At 70.1% G+C, this 13,416-nt stretch carries 15 protein-coding genes; 5 read left to right on the forward strand and 10 right to left on the reverse strand.

All coding sequences use genetic code 11. From position 1 onward, the window contains the following. The first annotated feature begins 56 nt into the window (after window positions 1-56). Entirely contained in the window at window positions 57-410 is a 354-nt protein-coding gene (locus GUY59_RS08545) for a hypothetical protein (RefSeq protein WP_138200211.1), read from the forward strand. A gap of 490 nt (window positions 411-900) precedes the next feature. Here the strand turns inward: GUY59_RS08545 and GUY59_RS08550 are convergent, their stop codons facing one another. The 3 genes from GUY59_RS08550 to GUY59_RS08560 all read right to left on the reverse strand — a co-directional run bounded on the left by GUY59_RS08550 (window position 901) and on the right by GUY59_RS08560 (window position 3,447). After that, window positions 901-2,199, reverse strand: a complete 1,299-nt coding sequence (locus GUY59_RS08550; RefSeq protein WP_138200210.1) for an alkyl sulfatase dimerization domain-containing protein — start codon at window positions 2,197-2,199, stop codon at window positions 901-903. Continuing rightward, window positions 2,196-2,411: a hypothetical protein gene (locus GUY59_RS08555; protein ID WP_138200209.1), complete on the reverse strand. Its 216-nt coding sequence runs from the start codon at window positions 2,409-2,411 to the stop codon at window positions 2,196-2,198. Before GUY59_RS08555 ends, GUY59_RS08550 begins: the two co-directional genes overlap by 4 nt. A 133-nt stretch (window positions 2,412-2,544) precedes the next feature. Beyond that, the gene (locus tag GUY59_RS08560; protein ID WP_138200208.1) at window positions 2,545-3,447 is read right to left on the reverse strand and encodes a LysR family transcriptional regulator; all 903 of its coding nucleotides are present in this window, start codon (window positions 3,445-3,447) and stop codon (window positions 2,545-2,547) included. Between the two features lie 139 nt (window positions 3,448-3,586). Between GUY59_RS08560 and GUY59_RS08565 the strand changes: the two genes are divergently transcribed. Next, window positions 3,587-4,600, forward strand: coding sequence for an alpha/beta hydrolase (locus GUY59_RS08565; protein ID WP_201760633.1), 1,014 nt, complete (start codon window positions 3,587-3,589; stop codon window positions 4,598-4,600). Window positions 4,601-4,692: 92 nt separating this feature from the next. On the opposite strand, the gene GUY59_RS08570 is transcribed toward GUY59_RS08565, so the two are convergent. Further along, on the reverse strand, window positions 4,693-5,544 hold the full coding sequence (locus tag GUY59_RS08570) for a helix-turn-helix domain-containing protein (RefSeq protein WP_132337904.1): 852 nt from the start codon (window positions 5,542-5,544) through the stop codon (window positions 4,693-4,695). Between the two features lie 137 nt (window positions 5,545-5,681). Here GUY59_RS08570 and GUY59_RS08575 point away from each other — a divergent pair, with 137 nt between their 5' ends. Continuing rightward, window positions 5,682-6,407 carry an alpha/beta fold hydrolase gene (locus GUY59_RS08575; protein WP_138200207.1) on the forward strand — a complete coding sequence of 242 codons (726 nt, stop codon included), beginning with the start codon at window positions 5,682-5,684 and terminating at the stop codon, window positions 6,405-6,407. Here GUY59_RS08575 and GUY59_RS08580 read toward each other — a convergent pair. From GUY59_RS08580 to GUY59_RS08590, 3 genes are all read right to left on the reverse strand, one after another. Beyond that, the gene (locus GUY59_RS08580; protein ID WP_201760634.1) at window positions 6,394-7,431 is read right to left on the reverse strand and encodes an alpha/beta hydrolase family protein; all 1,038 of its coding nucleotides are present in this window, start codon (window positions 7,429-7,431) and stop codon (window positions 6,394-6,396) included. The genes GUY59_RS08575 and GUY59_RS08580 overlap by 14 nt on opposite strands. A 122-nt stretch (window positions 7,432-7,553) precedes the next feature. Next, entirely contained in the window at window positions 7,554-8,090 is a 537-nt protein-coding gene (locus GUY59_RS08585; RefSeq protein WP_161714452.1) for a DUF3887 domain-containing protein, read from the reverse strand. A 359-nt stretch (window positions 8,091-8,449) separates the two neighbouring features. Then, window positions 8,450-9,022 (reverse strand): TetR/AcrR family transcriptional regulator, encoded by a 573-nt coding sequence (locus GUY59_RS08590; RefSeq protein ID WP_138200205.1) that lies wholly within the window; start codon window positions 9,020-9,022, stop codon window positions 8,450-8,452. Between the two features lie 92 nt (window positions 9,023-9,114). Between GUY59_RS08590 and GUY59_RS08595 the strand changes: the two genes are divergently transcribed. Continuing rightward, window positions 9,115-10,023 (forward strand): NmrA/HSCARG family protein, encoded by a 909-nt coding sequence (locus tag GUY59_RS08595; protein ID WP_138200204.1) that lies wholly within the window; start codon window positions 9,115-9,117, stop codon window positions 10,021-10,023. A 32-nt stretch (window positions 10,024-10,055) separates the two neighbouring features. Here GUY59_RS08595 and GUY59_RS08600 read toward each other — a convergent pair whose 3' ends face one another. The 3 genes from GUY59_RS08600 to GUY59_RS08610 all read right to left on the reverse strand — a co-directional run bounded on the left by GUY59_RS08600 (window position 10,056) and on the right by GUY59_RS08610 (window position 12,113). Further along, window positions 10,056-10,631, reverse strand: coding sequence for an NADPH-dependent FMN reductase (locus GUY59_RS08600; RefSeq protein WP_138200203.1), 576 nt, complete (start codon window positions 10,629-10,631; stop codon window positions 10,056-10,058). Window positions 10,632-10,759: 128 nt separating this feature from the next. Then, a complete protein-coding gene (locus GUY59_RS08605) occupies window positions 10,760-11,227 on the reverse strand; it encodes a cupin domain-containing protein (protein WP_138200202.1) in 468 nt (155 codons plus the stop codon). A 10-nt stretch (window positions 11,228-11,237) separates the two neighbouring features. After that, window positions 11,238-12,113: an alpha/beta fold hydrolase gene (locus GUY59_RS08610; protein ID WP_138200201.1), complete on the reverse strand. Its 876-nt coding sequence runs from the start codon at window positions 12,111-12,113 to the stop codon at window positions 11,238-11,240. A gap of 183 nt (window positions 12,114-12,296) precedes the next feature. On the opposite strand from GUY59_RS08610, the gene GUY59_RS08615 reads away from it, so the two are divergent. After that, window positions 12,297-12,785, forward strand: coding sequence for a MarR family winged helix-turn-helix transcriptional regulator (locus GUY59_RS08615; RefSeq protein WP_252374885.1), 489 nt, complete (start codon window positions 12,297-12,299; stop codon window positions 12,783-12,785). Window positions 12,786-13,416 lie beyond the last annotated feature (631 nt).

Consider the following 13,416-nt stretch of genomic DNA (forward strand, 5'->3'; position numbering starts at 1 on the left):
CTCGGTGAGTGGAGACGGTCGCTCCAGATGAGCACAGCCACGGAGCCGGATTTTCGTTGGCAGTGCATGTGCCGCTCGCTGAGAACCCGAACAGGATGCCGTGGTTCGCGTCGGGCAACCTCTCCGTCCCTCACACCGACGTGCGAACTCCGCTGTCCGTGCCGGCCCCCACCGCGCCGCCGCCCGGTATCCACCTGGAGTCCGTCTCCACCTACTCGTTCAGCGGAGCCGACAGCATCGGCGTCTACGGCCGCCCCGGCGACGTGCTGCACGGACGACTGCTGACGGCCCTCTACCACGCCAGCGCCGACTGGGCGGCCGCGCAACCGCGCGGGGGCCGCCCACTGCGCGGCGGCCCGGCGGAGGCCGAGATCTGCGGAACGCCCCCGCATCGGTGCATCACTTGGTAGGTCCGGCCGTCCGGCGCCCCGGAACGCGTCTTCTACGGGGTGCTCGGGCTCGGCCTGTCGGACGGCGAGCTCATCCGGGCCGCGAAGGCACTCGTCCAGAACGGTCCGCGGCCGACGATCGGCTCTGGAGATCGAGCGCCAACCTGGTAGGCGGCCGGCCAGCGTGACGCTCGGGCCGCCATCGGTGCCCGGCGGGCGAAGGTGGTTCGCCGTCGCCGAGGTAGTCGATCCGTTCTCGCCCGTCCTCGACGAGCTGGTGTAGAAGTCGCACCTGGAGCCCGAACGACGAACGTTCGGAAACGTGAGACCAGGATCGCTGGTGTCACACGCCTGCTGAGACCGTGGAGCGCACATGTCAAGAAGGCACTGGCCGACGATCCCACCCGATTGAGCGACGAACTCCGCGCCGGCATCGTCTGATCAGAATCGTCCTGGTTCGACCAGGGTGCGTCTGAGGCGCCGCGAGCGCGGGGAAGCGTGGATCACGGCTTCAGCTCGCCGGCCGCGTCGCCGGCTCGGCACTTTCATCGGGGCCGGTCAGGACGTTCCGCGATTCGGTCTCGGCCCAGCTGAAGATGCCGGTCGACATGGTGCTGCGCTCGTGGGCGGCGCGGAGCGCGTAGACCTCGGCGCGCGCGGTGTGGACGGCTCTGTCCTGCGGGGCGGCGTCGCCGGCGAGCTGGGCGAGGTGGCAGGCCAGCCGGTGCTCGCCGGCGCGGGACAGCTCCAGTGCGCGGTCGGCCAACACCTGGGCGCCGCCACTGAGCGCGGCGAGTTCGGTGGCGAGGGCGGCGTCCGTGGCGGGCTTGAGGTGGGCGGGGTTACCGTCGTACCAGCCGGCGAACTGGCGCCATACGTTGCGGACGATGAATTCCGGCTCGTCGTAGAGAGGCTGGAGGTAGTGCAGCGCGGCCAGATCGTCCGGCACCCGCACCCTGTGCAGGGTTTCGACCGGTGTCGCGCCGTCGTTGAGGCAGGCGAGTGTCTGGTCGATGAGGGTCTCCAGGTAGCGGGCGGTGTTCTCCAGAGCCTCGCGTACGCGATCGGCGCCGGCGACGGGGATGCCGTGGCTGCCGAGCATCAGCTCGGCGTCGAGCGAGGCCATCCAGTGGAGAGCGGCGGCCCAGTCGACGGGGTAGCGCTGCACCTTCTGCGGGTTGCCGGCGTTCGGGGAGACACCGAGGAACAGGTCGCCGGGGAAGAGGATCCGCTGCCGGGGGAGCCAGCCGACCACGTGGTCGTCCGTCTCGCCCCGGTGGTGGGTGAGTTCGAGGCGGAGGCCACCGGTCTCGATCGTATGGGCGTCGGAGAAGGTGACGTCCGGTTCCCGGAACTCGGCTGGCCAGACGAGGTGCGGCACGCGGAACTGACGGCGGTTGATGATCGTGTTGTAGCCCTGCGTGTCGGCGTAGCGCCGGAAGCGCGCGAGAACGTTGTCGTGCGCGATCACCTGCGGGCGCGGCACGCCGCGGGCATCGGCGGCGGCGTCGAAGGGGCCCAGCCCGCCGACGTGGTCGACGTGACCGTGGGAGTAGACGGCGTGGGTGACCGGCCCCGAGTCCCAAGCGGTCACCTGCTCGTGCAGCTTGCCGGCGAGCATTTCGACGCCGGTGTCGAAGAGCAGGAGCCCGTGCTCGTGGCGGAGGGCGAAGGCGTGCCCGAAGCCGGGCACCATCAGCACCCCACCGGCGACCTCCTCGGCGTCGGCCATGGTGAGTTCCATCAGGGAGGCCGGCTCGCGCCGGGCGGCCCACATCTCATCGGCCAGCTTGAGGATCGAGGGGGTCATGACGGGTCCTTTCGACAGGGAGCCACCACCCGATGGTCCAGTGCGGGGCCGGTGGCGTACAAGTCCTGCCGCACGGCGAGGCGTACGGCCATGACGGGGAAGGGGGCCGCCGCCGGCAGCGACGGCTTGCATGACAGCGCGCCGACCAGCGTGAGCCAGAGATGACCCAGTGGCACGAGGTGGCTCACCCGCAGCACGGCCCAGGCGCTCACGCTGCGAAAGGCCACGATCGAGGTCGACAGCATCTCCGCCGCGGCCGCCGGCATCAACGAGGCCGCGCCATGACGGAGAAGGGGTGATGGGGTCCGGGCCCCGGCCGTTCGTCGCGCCGTTTTCACATGCCGCTCACCTCTCCACCGGCTGCTCACTGCCTGTGAGGCGATTCAGGGCGGCCTCGCGGAAGGGCGTGAGCAGGGGATTGTCATCGCCTGATCGAGTGGCGAGGGCGACCTGGCCCGGCTTCACGCCCTCCAGGGGGATGCTGGTGAGGCCGGGGTGGAGGGTCTCCGCGCGTAGGCCGGCCGAGACGATGGCCACGGCCTGCCCGGCCGCGACGATTTCGAACTTCTCCTCAGGTGCCTCGACGAGCGGGCCGTCCGGCGCGGGACTGCCGTCCGGTCGCGGGTCGATCCGCCAGTAGGCGTTCCAGGCCCTGTCGGGCAGGCGCGGCAGGGTTTCGTCACCGATGTCGTCGAGGGTCACCTGCTCCTTGCCGGCCAAGTGGTGGTCGTGGGCGACGAGAAGGACCCGCGGCTCGTCGTAGAGCATCGTCACGCTGAGCCCGTCGTCACGGAGCGGCAGCCGGCACACCACCACGTCCACCCGGCGCTCGAGCAGCGCGGCGCGCGGTTCGTTCCAGGCCAGCTGCGCCACGCGTACGTCGGCGCCGGGATGCCGATGACGCAGTTCGCGCACCGCGGGCATCACAGGCACGTTCAGGGTGTGCCCGACCAGGATCCTGCTGGGGCGGGCCGCGGTGCGAGTGGCGGCCACCGCCTGCGCCGATGATCGCAGCAACGCCTTGGCGCGGGGCAGGAACACCTCTCCCGCTTCGGTCAACCGGGTGCCGTGCGGGGTGCGGTCCAGCAGGAGGACGCCGAGCTGCCGCTCCAGGCCGCGGATCTGGCGGCTCAGGGAGGGCTGGGTGATGTGCAGGGCTTCGGCGGCCCGGCCGAAGTGCCTGTGCTCGGCGACGACCGTGAAATAGCGCACTGATCGTAGGTCCAGATCCGGCGCTGATTCGGCCATGCCTGCAGCATAGCCCCGTGGTTGACGTCGGGTGATGCCTCGAACGTATGACGATGCCGCGCAGGCTTTGGACTTCGCGCGCCCGCGCTTCCGACGATGGGACAGCACGGACCCGCCGTTCTGGAGGATGGAGAGCCACATGCCTGAAACGACTCGCCGCGCTGTGCTGGGAACGGCGGCCGGACTGTCAGTTGTCCCGCTCCTGGCGGGTACGGCGAGGTCCGCGTCGATGGCCCCCGACGAGGACGAGATCCTGCAGCAGATGGCCGACGCGTTCGGCCGGCAACTCCGCTCGCCGATCATGCACACGCCGGGGGAGCGGGGCCTCGACTACGAGGACGTTACCTTCCAGGCCGTTGACGGCGTGCCCATCGAGGGCTGGTTCATCCCTGCTCGGGGATCCAGCAAGCTGATCATCGCCAATCACCCGATGGGATTCAGCCGGGCCGGGCTGCCCGGTCAGCTGGAACCGTGGAAGTCGATCTGGAGTTCCAGCGGCAACGACATCGAGGTGGACCTCGTACCCGACTACAAGATCCTTCACGACGCCGGGTACAACGTGCTCGCCTACGACCTGCGCAACTACGGCCTCAGCGGAGCCGCCAACGGCGGCATCGCCTCCAGCGGGATCTTCGAGTCGCGTGACGTCCTCGGCTCGCTGCGGTACGCACGCGAACGCCGGGACACGCGAAGCATGCGGATCGGCCTGTTCAGCCGCTGCCTGGGATGCAGTGCCACGTTTCACGCGATGACCAGGGATCCGCGGGCGTTCGACGGCGTGCGCTGCCTGGTGGGGCCGCAACCGGTCACCATGGAGGTCATCATGGCGCGGCGGCTGGTCATGGCGGGCGTGCCCGCGGACCGCATCGACGAGCTGGAAAGGCGGGTGGTGCTGCAAACCGGCATCCCGTTCGCGGCGCGGCAGCCACAGCAGTGGGCCAAGGGGGTCCGGGTCCCGACGTTTCTCTACCAGGTGCACGACGACATGCTGACCCACCCGAGCGACGTACAGACGATGTTCGACAACATTCCGGTCGCCGACAAGAAACTCCAGTGGATCCGCGGTACCGACCGCCGCTTCGACGGCTACCTGGAGTTCCAGAAGCGCCCACAACCGATGCTGCAGTGGTTCCAGTCCCACATGGGGTCCTGAGAGGGCTCGTCGATTCGGGGCTGGTGGTGGAGGGGCGCGGACCAGCTGGGATGGTCCGCGGTTGCCGGCGGTGGTGAGGTCGGGCTCGGTTGTCAGCACGGCTCCGGACGACGTCGGGGCTCGGCGGTGCGCGTGATGGATGCGAGCAGCGTCAGCTTTTCGGCACTACCGGTGCCCGGGTCCGGGTGGAGGATGACGAGCGTCTGACCTGGCGCGCCGCTGACCCCCAGTCTCTCCCGGTTCAGCCACAGCTCACCGACCTGGGGATGGTCGAGGTGCTTGGGTGCGCCTTCGCACGTGTTGACGTCGTGGCGGGCCCAGAGTCCGCTGAAGCGAGGGCTGAGGAGGGAGAGCTCGCCGACGAGCTCGATGAACCGGGGGTCGTCGGTGTCGGTACCGACGGACTTGCGGAAGCCGGCGACCATCCCCTGCACGGCGTCCTCCCAGTCCGGGAACAGGGCCTGCTCGGCGGGGTCGAGGAACACGTCCCGCAGGCGGTTGCGCCCGGCCACGAGTCGCGGTGACAGAGCGGCCGCCGGTGCGTTGGCGGCCAGGACGTCGAAGTAGCGGCCCTCCACGTACGCGGGCAGATCGAGCGTGCCGACGAGCTTGGCGACGCCCGCGGGAACGGACTCCTTCTTGGGCCGCCGCCGTCGCCGCCGGGGTTCCCCCGCCCCGAGACGGAGCAGGTAGGCCGTCGCGTCGTCATCGAGCCGCAGCACGCGGGCGAGGGACTCGAGGACCTGCGCGGAGGGGTTGCGGTCGCGGCCCTGTTCCAGGCGCAGGTAGTAGTCGGCGCTGATACCGGCGAGCATCGCGACCTCCTCCCGGCGCAGGCCCGGCACCCGGCGTACGCCCACTGAGGAGATGCCGGCCTGTTCAGGAGTGACGAGCTCCCGGCGGGCGCGTACGTAATCGCCCAGCAGGTTGGATTCGTCGCTCATGCCCCCACGGTAATGCGCATGCCTTCGTGCGTGCCTGGTCCCCTCACTCCCAGGATCGCGGGGATCCTGGCTCCGCCGGCGGGCAAGCGGAAGCCTCACCTTCTGACGAAGGCGGCGACACAGGAAGGAGCTACGCCATGTCTACATATTTGCTGGTACACGGGGCCTGGCACAGCGGGCGATGCTGGGAGCGGGTGGTCCCGCTGCTGGCCGTGGCCGGGCACCGGGTGCTCGCGCCGTCGCTGACCGGCTACGGCGACAAGGCGCATCTGCTCGGCCCCGGGGTGGGGCTGGACACACACGTCGACGACGTCGTCGAGCTGATCACAGAGCAGGACCTCACCGACGTGATCCTGGTGGGCCACAGTTACGCCGGGCTGGTCATCTCCTCCGCCGCCAACCGGATCCCGGATCGGATCTCCCATCTGGTCTATCTCGACGCGATGGTCCCAGAGGACGGCGAGAACGCGGTGGACGTGCAGCCGGTGACCCAGGCCCTCATCGACCGCGCCGCGGAGTCCGCGACGCCCTGGCGGATCCCCCCGATGCCCGAGTTGCCGCCGCCCTTGGGCCTGTTCGGGGTGAGCGACCCGGCGGACGTGGCGTGGCTGCGGGCGATGTTGTCGGACCAGCCGGTGCTCTGCCTCCAGCAGCCGGTCCGGCTGGACGACCCCGCCGTGCGTACGATCGCGCGGACGCACATTCACTGCGTGGCCGGCGTGCCGGAGGGCATCGAGCGGCGGCCCGTCCCGGCGATACAGCCCAACGGCAGCCCGGCGCAGGTGTGGGAGCTGGAGACGGGCCACGACTGCATGATCACCATGCCGGCCGAGCTCACCGATCTGCTGCTCAAGCTCGGCTGACGAAGGCCTGGAGCGCCTGCGTGAGCCGGGACGAGAACGGCAGGGGATCGCCGTAGCGGTTCGTGGTCCGGCTCGGATCCTCCTTGAGTACGTGGCTGACTCCGGTCAGACGGACGAGGTCGGTGTCGGCCGGGGCCTTCTCCAGCCCGGCGGCCAGGTGTTCGACCTCGTCGCAGCTGACCTGGATGTCGGCGTCGCTGCAACTCAGCAGGACCGGGGTGCGCGCCTTGAGGCCGGCGGCCAGCTCGGGCGGGTTCAGGCGGTCGGCCTCGGACAGGTACTTCGCGTTCGCCGGGGACAGCAGGTTCGACAGCCCGCCGGGCAGGTTGGCCGGGACCGTTCCGTCGGCACGCAGCGACGCGACTGCCTTCGCCATGGCATCCTCGATCTCGGTCGCCTGCGCCTTGGTGATCAGTCCCGCCTGCAGCTGGGCTCTGATCTGGGCGGTGATCTGAGCGCTGATGACGTCGAGGTACCGGCGGCTCAGCGGTTCGAGCAGTCCGAGGCTGTGCACGGGCGTGGTCGCCTTCGTGGCGAGCAGAAGGGCGAAGAGCGCTCCCTCGCTGTGCCCGATGACCGTGAGCCGCCGTTCGTCAACGCCGGGCCGCCTGGCCAGGAAGCTCAGCGCCGCTGTGGCTTCCCGTTCGAACGCGCCGACACCGACGTCGGCGGCCTTGGACGCGTACGGCCCCAACCCCGTCTTGCCGCTGCCCAGCTTGTCGTAGCGCAGACTTGCCACGCCCTCGACGGAAAGAAGCTCGGCCATCGTCTTCAGGGTGTCCATCCCGCCGAGTTGAGGGGCGTTGCCGTTGCGGTCGGTGGGGCCGCTGCCCGCGATCAGCAGCACTGCCGGGGCGGGTTTCCCTTGGCGGGCCGGATGGCGCCAGGTGCCGTGCACGGTCATTCCGTTGACGGGGAAGCTCACCTCCTCCTCGATGAAGCGGGTGCCCGAGGGGGAGGCGGCGGCCGCGGGGACAGCGGTCGTGGAATCGGCGGGCGTGGCGGCCGTTCCGCATCCGGTCATCGCGAGAGCGAACGCGCACAGGCACGCGCCCAGGCGCGATGAATGGTTGTTCTGTGCATGCGTGAGTGCACGTCTGACCATGGCAGTGTCATTCCGTTTCTTACGTTCTTCAGAGGAGAAGGTCACAGAGTGCTGGGTGGTGTGAGGTAGAACCCGGACACCTTGCCGTCGCGGTCGTAGGAGACGCGGGCGGCCAGGTCGCCCGCTTCGAAGGACAAGGGGACGTTCACCACGGTGTGATCGCCTGCCTGATGGACCGCTGGTTCCCCCATGCCTTCGTATCCGCCTACCGTGCCGATCACCTGCGCCCAGACCGCGGCCAGGCGGGCCGGGCCGAGGTCGGCGGCCATCGTTTCGTCGAAATCGCGGCACGCGTCCTCCCAGCGGGTCTCGATGAGGTCCGCGATCAGGGCGGCCGCACGGTCGGAGGCGTCGGGCATGATTTTCTCGGTCATGGGTGTCCCCGTTCTCGGGTCGAGTGGCCGGCTGAATCGCTGGAACGCCGCCTGCCGGCTGGAGCCCAGCACGTCGCCGATCTCCTGCCAGGTGTGCCCCGCCGTGCGTGCCCTGGCGACCTCGGCCCGCATGGCGTGATCGACGAGACGCGCGAGAGCATGGGCGGCTGCCACCGCGTCCAGCGGGGTGGGCGTGGTGCTCAACTGCTCCATCAGACGCCGCGCGGCTTCCTCCAGGCCCGTTGCCGCCGGTGTTTCCGTTGCCTCGTAAATATGCCCTTGACGAGGCAACGGTGTCAAGCTTTCTTTTACGTGCTCCCGGCGGTCTCGTGCACGCCGCGCCGCGCTGCGGCAGGTCGAGTCGCAGTACTCACGTCTCCTTCCCTGGCCTGACCTGGAAGGAAGTGCCCTTCCGCAGTGTCGGCAGGCCTGGGTGTCGTGCGGTTCCATGCCGATGCTCCCTGATATCGTGCCACTGTCATTGGCACGTAATGCTACGGGAGAACAGCACGAAATACACCTGGCGACCTCGTCCGGGCGTCCGATCCGGCCGGCGCGGTACGTCAGTGCCCGGGTTGCGGGCTCAGGCCCGTCACCGCGAGCCGGAACAGCCGCTCCGCTTTGGCGGCGGGATCGGGATGGTGCTCGGTCGTGGAGACGATCCCGATGATCAGCGCGATCAGGTCGGCGACGGTGACGCCTTCCGTCACCGCGCCGTCCCGTACGGCACGGCGCAGCAGCGGATCGCCCGCCTTCTCCATCATCGCCGAGCAGGTGTTCTCGTACACCGAGCCGGACTCGGCCCCCTCGTACGACAGGGCCGCCGCGAGCCCTCGCGCCGCGACGCAGTAGGAGACGACGTCACCGAGCCAGCTGAGGAGCGCCACGCGGCTGTCGTCCTCGCTCGCGAGTTCGTTCGCGCGGGCGCACAGGGACTCGATCCGCTGGCGGGAGACCGCTTCCAGCAGTGCGCGGCGGGTGGGGAAGTGGCGGCGTACGGTGGCCGAGCCCACTCCCGCCACGCGGGCGATCTGCTCCAGGGAGGCTCCGGCGCCGTGCGCGGCCACCTCCTCCTCGGCCACGGCGAGGATGCGGGCGTGGTTGCGCCGGGCGTCCGCGCGCTGGCGGTCGGGCATGGCGTCATCTCCAGGTTGCTAAGCGGCGGGGCCCGCCGTATCGTATCGCACAGAAAACGGCGGACCCCGCCGTTTATGTCCTAGGGAGTGTCATGCCCGCACCATCCGCGCCCGTTCTGGTCACCGGCGCCACCGGCAAACAGGGCGGGGCCACCGCCCGCGCGCTGCGCGCGGCCGGCGTGCCCGTGCGCGCCCTGGTCCGCGACCCCGCCGCCGACCGGGCCAGAGCCGTCGAAGCGCTCGGCGCCGAACTCGTCACCGGGGACCTCCATGACCGCGAATCGCTGATCCAGGCCGCCAAGGGCGCTCGCGCCGTCTTCTCCGTCCAGATTGCCCCTCTGACCGCCGGCGCTTTCGACTTCGACGCCGAGGTGGCCCAGGCCGTCAACCTCATCGAGGGTGCGAAGGCCGCGGGAGTGCCGCAGTTCGTGCAGACGTCCACCAGCGGCGCCGGCCGCCACACCGAGATGCCCGGCGGGGAGGCGGTGGCGCTCACGCTGAACGCCAAGGCCGCGATCGAGGAGCACGTTCGTACGGCCGGCTTCCCCCACTGGACGATTCTCAAGCCGTCCTATTTCATGGAGAACTTCCTGCCGTCCATGGCGTTCCTGTTCCCGCGCGGCGTCGCGGGCGGCCTGGTGAGTGTGATCAAGCCGCAGACGCGGGTGTCCCTCGTCGCGACCGACGACATCGGCAGGGCGGCCGCCGCGGCCATCACCACGCCGGAGCGCTTCGACAGGGTCTCGCTGGAGCTGGCGAGCGACTATCTGCCGATGACGGAGATCGCCGCGATCCTCTCCCGCGCCCTGGGCACGCCCCTGTCCGCGCCGGACATGACCGAGGAGCAGGCGCTCGCCGCCGGCATGCCGGCGATGGGCGTCTCGCACAAGTGGCTGAACGCGTCCGGTTCGCCGGCCCGTCCCGCGTACGCCAGGGAGTTCGGCCTCTCGCTGACCGGCTTGGAGGAGTGGGCACGGGAGCACCTGCGGCCCGAGGCATGACCCGCTGAGCGGCGGCCTGGCCCTGGCCGGGATCAACGGTGGGAGGCCACGGGGGCGGGGATGCGGTGGCGGCGGATGTGCGCCAGGAACGCCGCCATGTACGCGGACAGGAACCGGTTGGTCAAGGCGACCGTGACCGTTCCCTTCTCGTCGATCAGCCCATGGGTGAACTGGATGTAGGCCTCGGGCTGGCCCATCACCGGCATGTCGGCGAAGGCGAGGATGGTCCTGAGATGTTGCTGGGCGACCGCGGTGGAGATGGAGCCGGGCGAGGTGCCGATCATCGCTGCCGGCTTGCCGTCGAGCACACCGGATCCGCGCGGCCGGCTGGCCCAGTCGATGGCGTTCTTCAGCGCCCCGGGAACGGAACGGTTGTACTCGGGGGTGATGAACAGGAGGGCGTCAACGGATGCGATCGAATCTTTGAACTCCTGGGCTGACGGCGGGTGGCTCGGGTCGAGGTCGCGGTTGTACAGGGGCAGCGCGTCGATCGGGATCTCCACGAGAGCGAGCTCGGCCGGCGCCAGGCGGCACAGCGCGAGCGCGAGCCTTCGGTTGATCGAATCCCGCGAGAGGCTGCCGACGATGTAGCCGACGGTGTGAGTCATGGTGCTCCGTTCGTGGTCAAGGGTCATGGCACGCGCAGCCGGTGGTGTGCCGGTGTCTTCGGCCGCTCCAGTGACGCCGATGGCGCGGTCGCCTGTCGTGGCACTCATCGGGGCACTCATCGGGGCACTCATCGGGGCGGGCCGACGATGATCTGGCCGTGGGCGTCGGCCGCGGCGGCCAGTACGTCCTTGGAGAGCTCGAAGTTCTCGGGTCTCGGCGTGGACAGGTCGCGTCCGCCTTGCCGGAACATGTCCTCGATGCCGGCAGGTGTGGCGATCAGCAGCAGGTCGGCGCGCTCGGAGGTGACGCGGTAGCCGTGCGGGATGTTGCGGGGCAGGTAGACGATGCCGCCTTCGGACAGTTCCAGCTCCTCCTCGCCGACCCAGAGCCGGGCGGTGCCCTTGATCAGCATGAAGACTTCGTCTTCACGGGTGTGCAGGTGGAACGGCGGAGCCTCGCCCTTGGGAGCGTCGAACCGCCCGACGGTGAGCTGCCCGCCGGTGGCGGCGGCGTCCAGCAGGACGGAGAAGGTGCTCCCGTCCAGCCATTCCAGCTGCTGTTGCTGCTCGGGCTGGGCCAGGTACGGAATGCTCATGGGTTCTCCCTCAGGTCAGGAAGGCGGTCAGGTGCCGGGCGAGGTCGTCGGGGCGTTCGTCGGGAACGAAGTGGCCGCTGTCCTCGACGACCGCCGAGGTCAGGTGCGGTGCGATCGGGCGCAGGGCCTCGGCCAGCCGGGCGCCCGCGTTGTGCTCGCCGCCGACGGTCAGCACCGGCATCGGCAGGCCGCCCCCGCCCTCGGCCCAGGCCCGGTTCGTCCGCCCGTCCTCAAGCAGGGTGCGGTAGTGGCCGAAGCTCGCGCGCAGAGCCTCACGCCCGGTATAGGAGGCGGTGATGGCGGTGATCTCCTCCGGCGGGAACGCGCCGGTCACGTGGGCCAGCCGGTTGAACCACCACGTGAGAAAGGCGTGCTCGGCGCCCTCCAGGATGACTTCCGGCACGTCGGGCGTCATGAACAGACCGAAGTGGAAGGAGCCGCCCGTGGCGGGGTTCATCGCGCGTTCCAGCCCGAATCCGGGGACAGCCAGCTCCACCAGGGCGAGCCTCGCGACCTCCTGCGGATGGCGGCGGGCGTAGGCGAAGGCGACCATGCCGCCGATGTCGTGCCCGACCAGGCGCACCTCGCCGGTGACGCCGAGCCGGTGCAGCAGGGCGCGCATGTCCTCGGCCTGGCCGTCCTTGTCGTAGCCGTCGTGGGCGTGGCTGCTGTGGCCGAGGCCGCGCAGATCGGGCGCGATGACCCGGTATCCGTGCTGGGCGAGGATCGGCATGACGTGCCGCCAGGCCCGCCAGGTCTGGGGCCAGCCGTGCAGCAGGAGCACCGGTGCGCCCGAGCCGCCGATCACCGCGTGCAGGGTGATGCCGTTGGTGGTGACGGCGGTGTGCTCGAACCCGTCGGGCGCCTGGCCGTACGGCGTGCTCATGATGCCGCCGTGTCGTCGGGTGTGAACGGGACCATCGTGGTTCCTCTCGCCGCGGGTGGGGCGTCGCGCCCGGCCCGGAACAATCGTGTGGCTAGCCACACGAACTGTACGCGCAGATTTACGTGGCTGGCAACATAAGTTAGGGTTCGGGTGGGCCGCCACAGCTCCGAGGAGATCAACGCCGTGACGAACACGAAGCCACCACACGCTGCCCGCGCCGGACGCCTGAGCTTCGCCGTCTTCGCGCTGGCGCGGGCCCACCGGGCGACGGCCGCGGCCATGCTCCGTGCCCTCGGCCTGCATCCCGGCCAGGAGTTGCTCCTGATGCAGCTGTTCGAAAGGGACGGCCAGACGCAGTCCGAGTTGCTGGACAGCGTCGGCCTGGACCACTCCACCGTGTCGAAGTCACTGCGCCGGATGCAGGAAGCCGGCCTCGTCACCCGCCGGCCCAACGAGGACGACCGGCGGGTGCTCAACGTCTGGCTCACCCACGGCGGCCGGGCGATGCGTGAACCCATCGAGGCCATGTGGGCCACCCTGGAGGAGGTGTCCACTCGAGACCTGGACGAAGAGGCGATCGCCTCATTCATCGCCACCGCTCGCACGATCGAGAGATCGGTCGGCCACCACGGCCGGAAGGAGGCCTCGCGGGAAACGCGGGGCACCACCTGAACGAAGCCGGCCCCGCGCGACGGCGTCAAGGCTCACCGTGTGACCCCCGAACATGGCGCGGCAGGTCCCTTGCCGGAACGCCGGCGACCGTCGACGAACCACGACATGCGGCGGACAACGCGCGCACATCCTGGACCGACCCCGGTGCGTGATGAAAGAGCCACGCACGATCCCACCCCAGGACGTTCGTCGGGCCGCTCGCCCCCGCCGGGGAACTGCGCTGGCAGAAGCTCAGCTCGGGCCGCTTCGCGGCACGCGAGGTCGAGGTGGTGGACGTGTGGGTCGCCCGGGCCAGGGAGATCGCGGTCGGCGACCGGGGTCCGGACCGGCGAGGGCGCCACCGCGACCGACCTGGAAGTGGTCGGCCTCGTCGAGTCGCCCTCCGCCTCGGCCCAGGCCTCGATGTACGTCACCTGGCCCAACTGCTCGGCACCGTGCTCGGGGTCGCGTTCGCCTGGGCCGGTCACGAGACGATCGCGCGGGCGGCTCTCGACCACGCCGCCCTACGGGTGCCCTGGCCGTCACTCGGCGTCGTCGTCCTCATCGCCGCCCAGGCCGGGTCCTCGCCGCTGTCCTCCGTCATGCCGGGCCGCCCGGGTGACTCCGGCGGCCGGGCTGTCCCTCGACTGAA

This window comes from Nonomuraea sp. K271, from assembly GCF_009908215.1.
Lineage (GTDB): Bacteria > Actinomycetota > Actinomycetes > Streptosporangiales > Streptosporangiaceae > Nonomuraea > Nonomuraea longispora.

Coding starts and splice junctions, on each gene's coding strand:
- GUY59_RS08560 (WP_138200208.1), bottom strand. CDS start 3,447: ATGGCCGAATCAGCGCCGGATCTGGACCTACGATCAGTGCGCTATTTC.
- GUY59_RS08580 (WP_201760634.1), bottom strand. CDS start 7,431: ATGACCGGATGCGGAACGGCCGCCACGCCCGCCGATTCCACGACCGCT.
- GUY59_RS08565 (WP_201760633.1), top strand. CDS start 3,587: ATGCCTGAAACGACTCGCCGCGCTGTGCTGGGAACGGCGGCCGGACTG.
- GUY59_RS08600 (WP_138200203.1), bottom strand. CDS start 10,631: ATGACTCACACCGTCGGCTACATCGTCGGCAGCCTCTCGCGGGATTCG.
- GUY59_RS08595 (WP_138200204.1), top strand. CDS start 9,115: ATGCCCGCACCATCCGCGCCCGTTCTGGTCACCGGCGCCACCGGCAAA.
- GUY59_RS08610 (WP_138200201.1), bottom strand. CDS start 12,113: ATGAGCACGCCGTACGGCCAGGCGCCCGACGGGTTCGAGCACACCGCC.
- GUY59_RS08605 (WP_138200202.1), bottom strand. CDS start 11,227: ATGAGCATTCCGTACCTGGCCCAGCCCGAGCAGCAACAGCAGCTGGAA.
- GUY59_RS08590 (WP_138200205.1), bottom strand. CDS start 9,022: ATGCCCGACCGCCAGCGCGCGGACGCCCGGCGCAACCACGCCCGCATC.
- GUY59_RS08575 (WP_138200207.1), top strand. CDS start 5,682: ATGTCTACATATTTGCTGGTACACGGGGCCTGGCACAGCGGGCGATGC.
- GUY59_RS08570 (WP_132337904.1), bottom strand. CDS start 5,544: ATGAGCGACGAATCCAACCTGCTGGGCGATTACGTACGCGCCCGCCGG.
- GUY59_RS08550 (WP_138200210.1), bottom strand. CDS start 2,199: ATGACCCCCTCGATCCTCAAGCTGGCCGATGAGATGTGGGCCGCCCGG.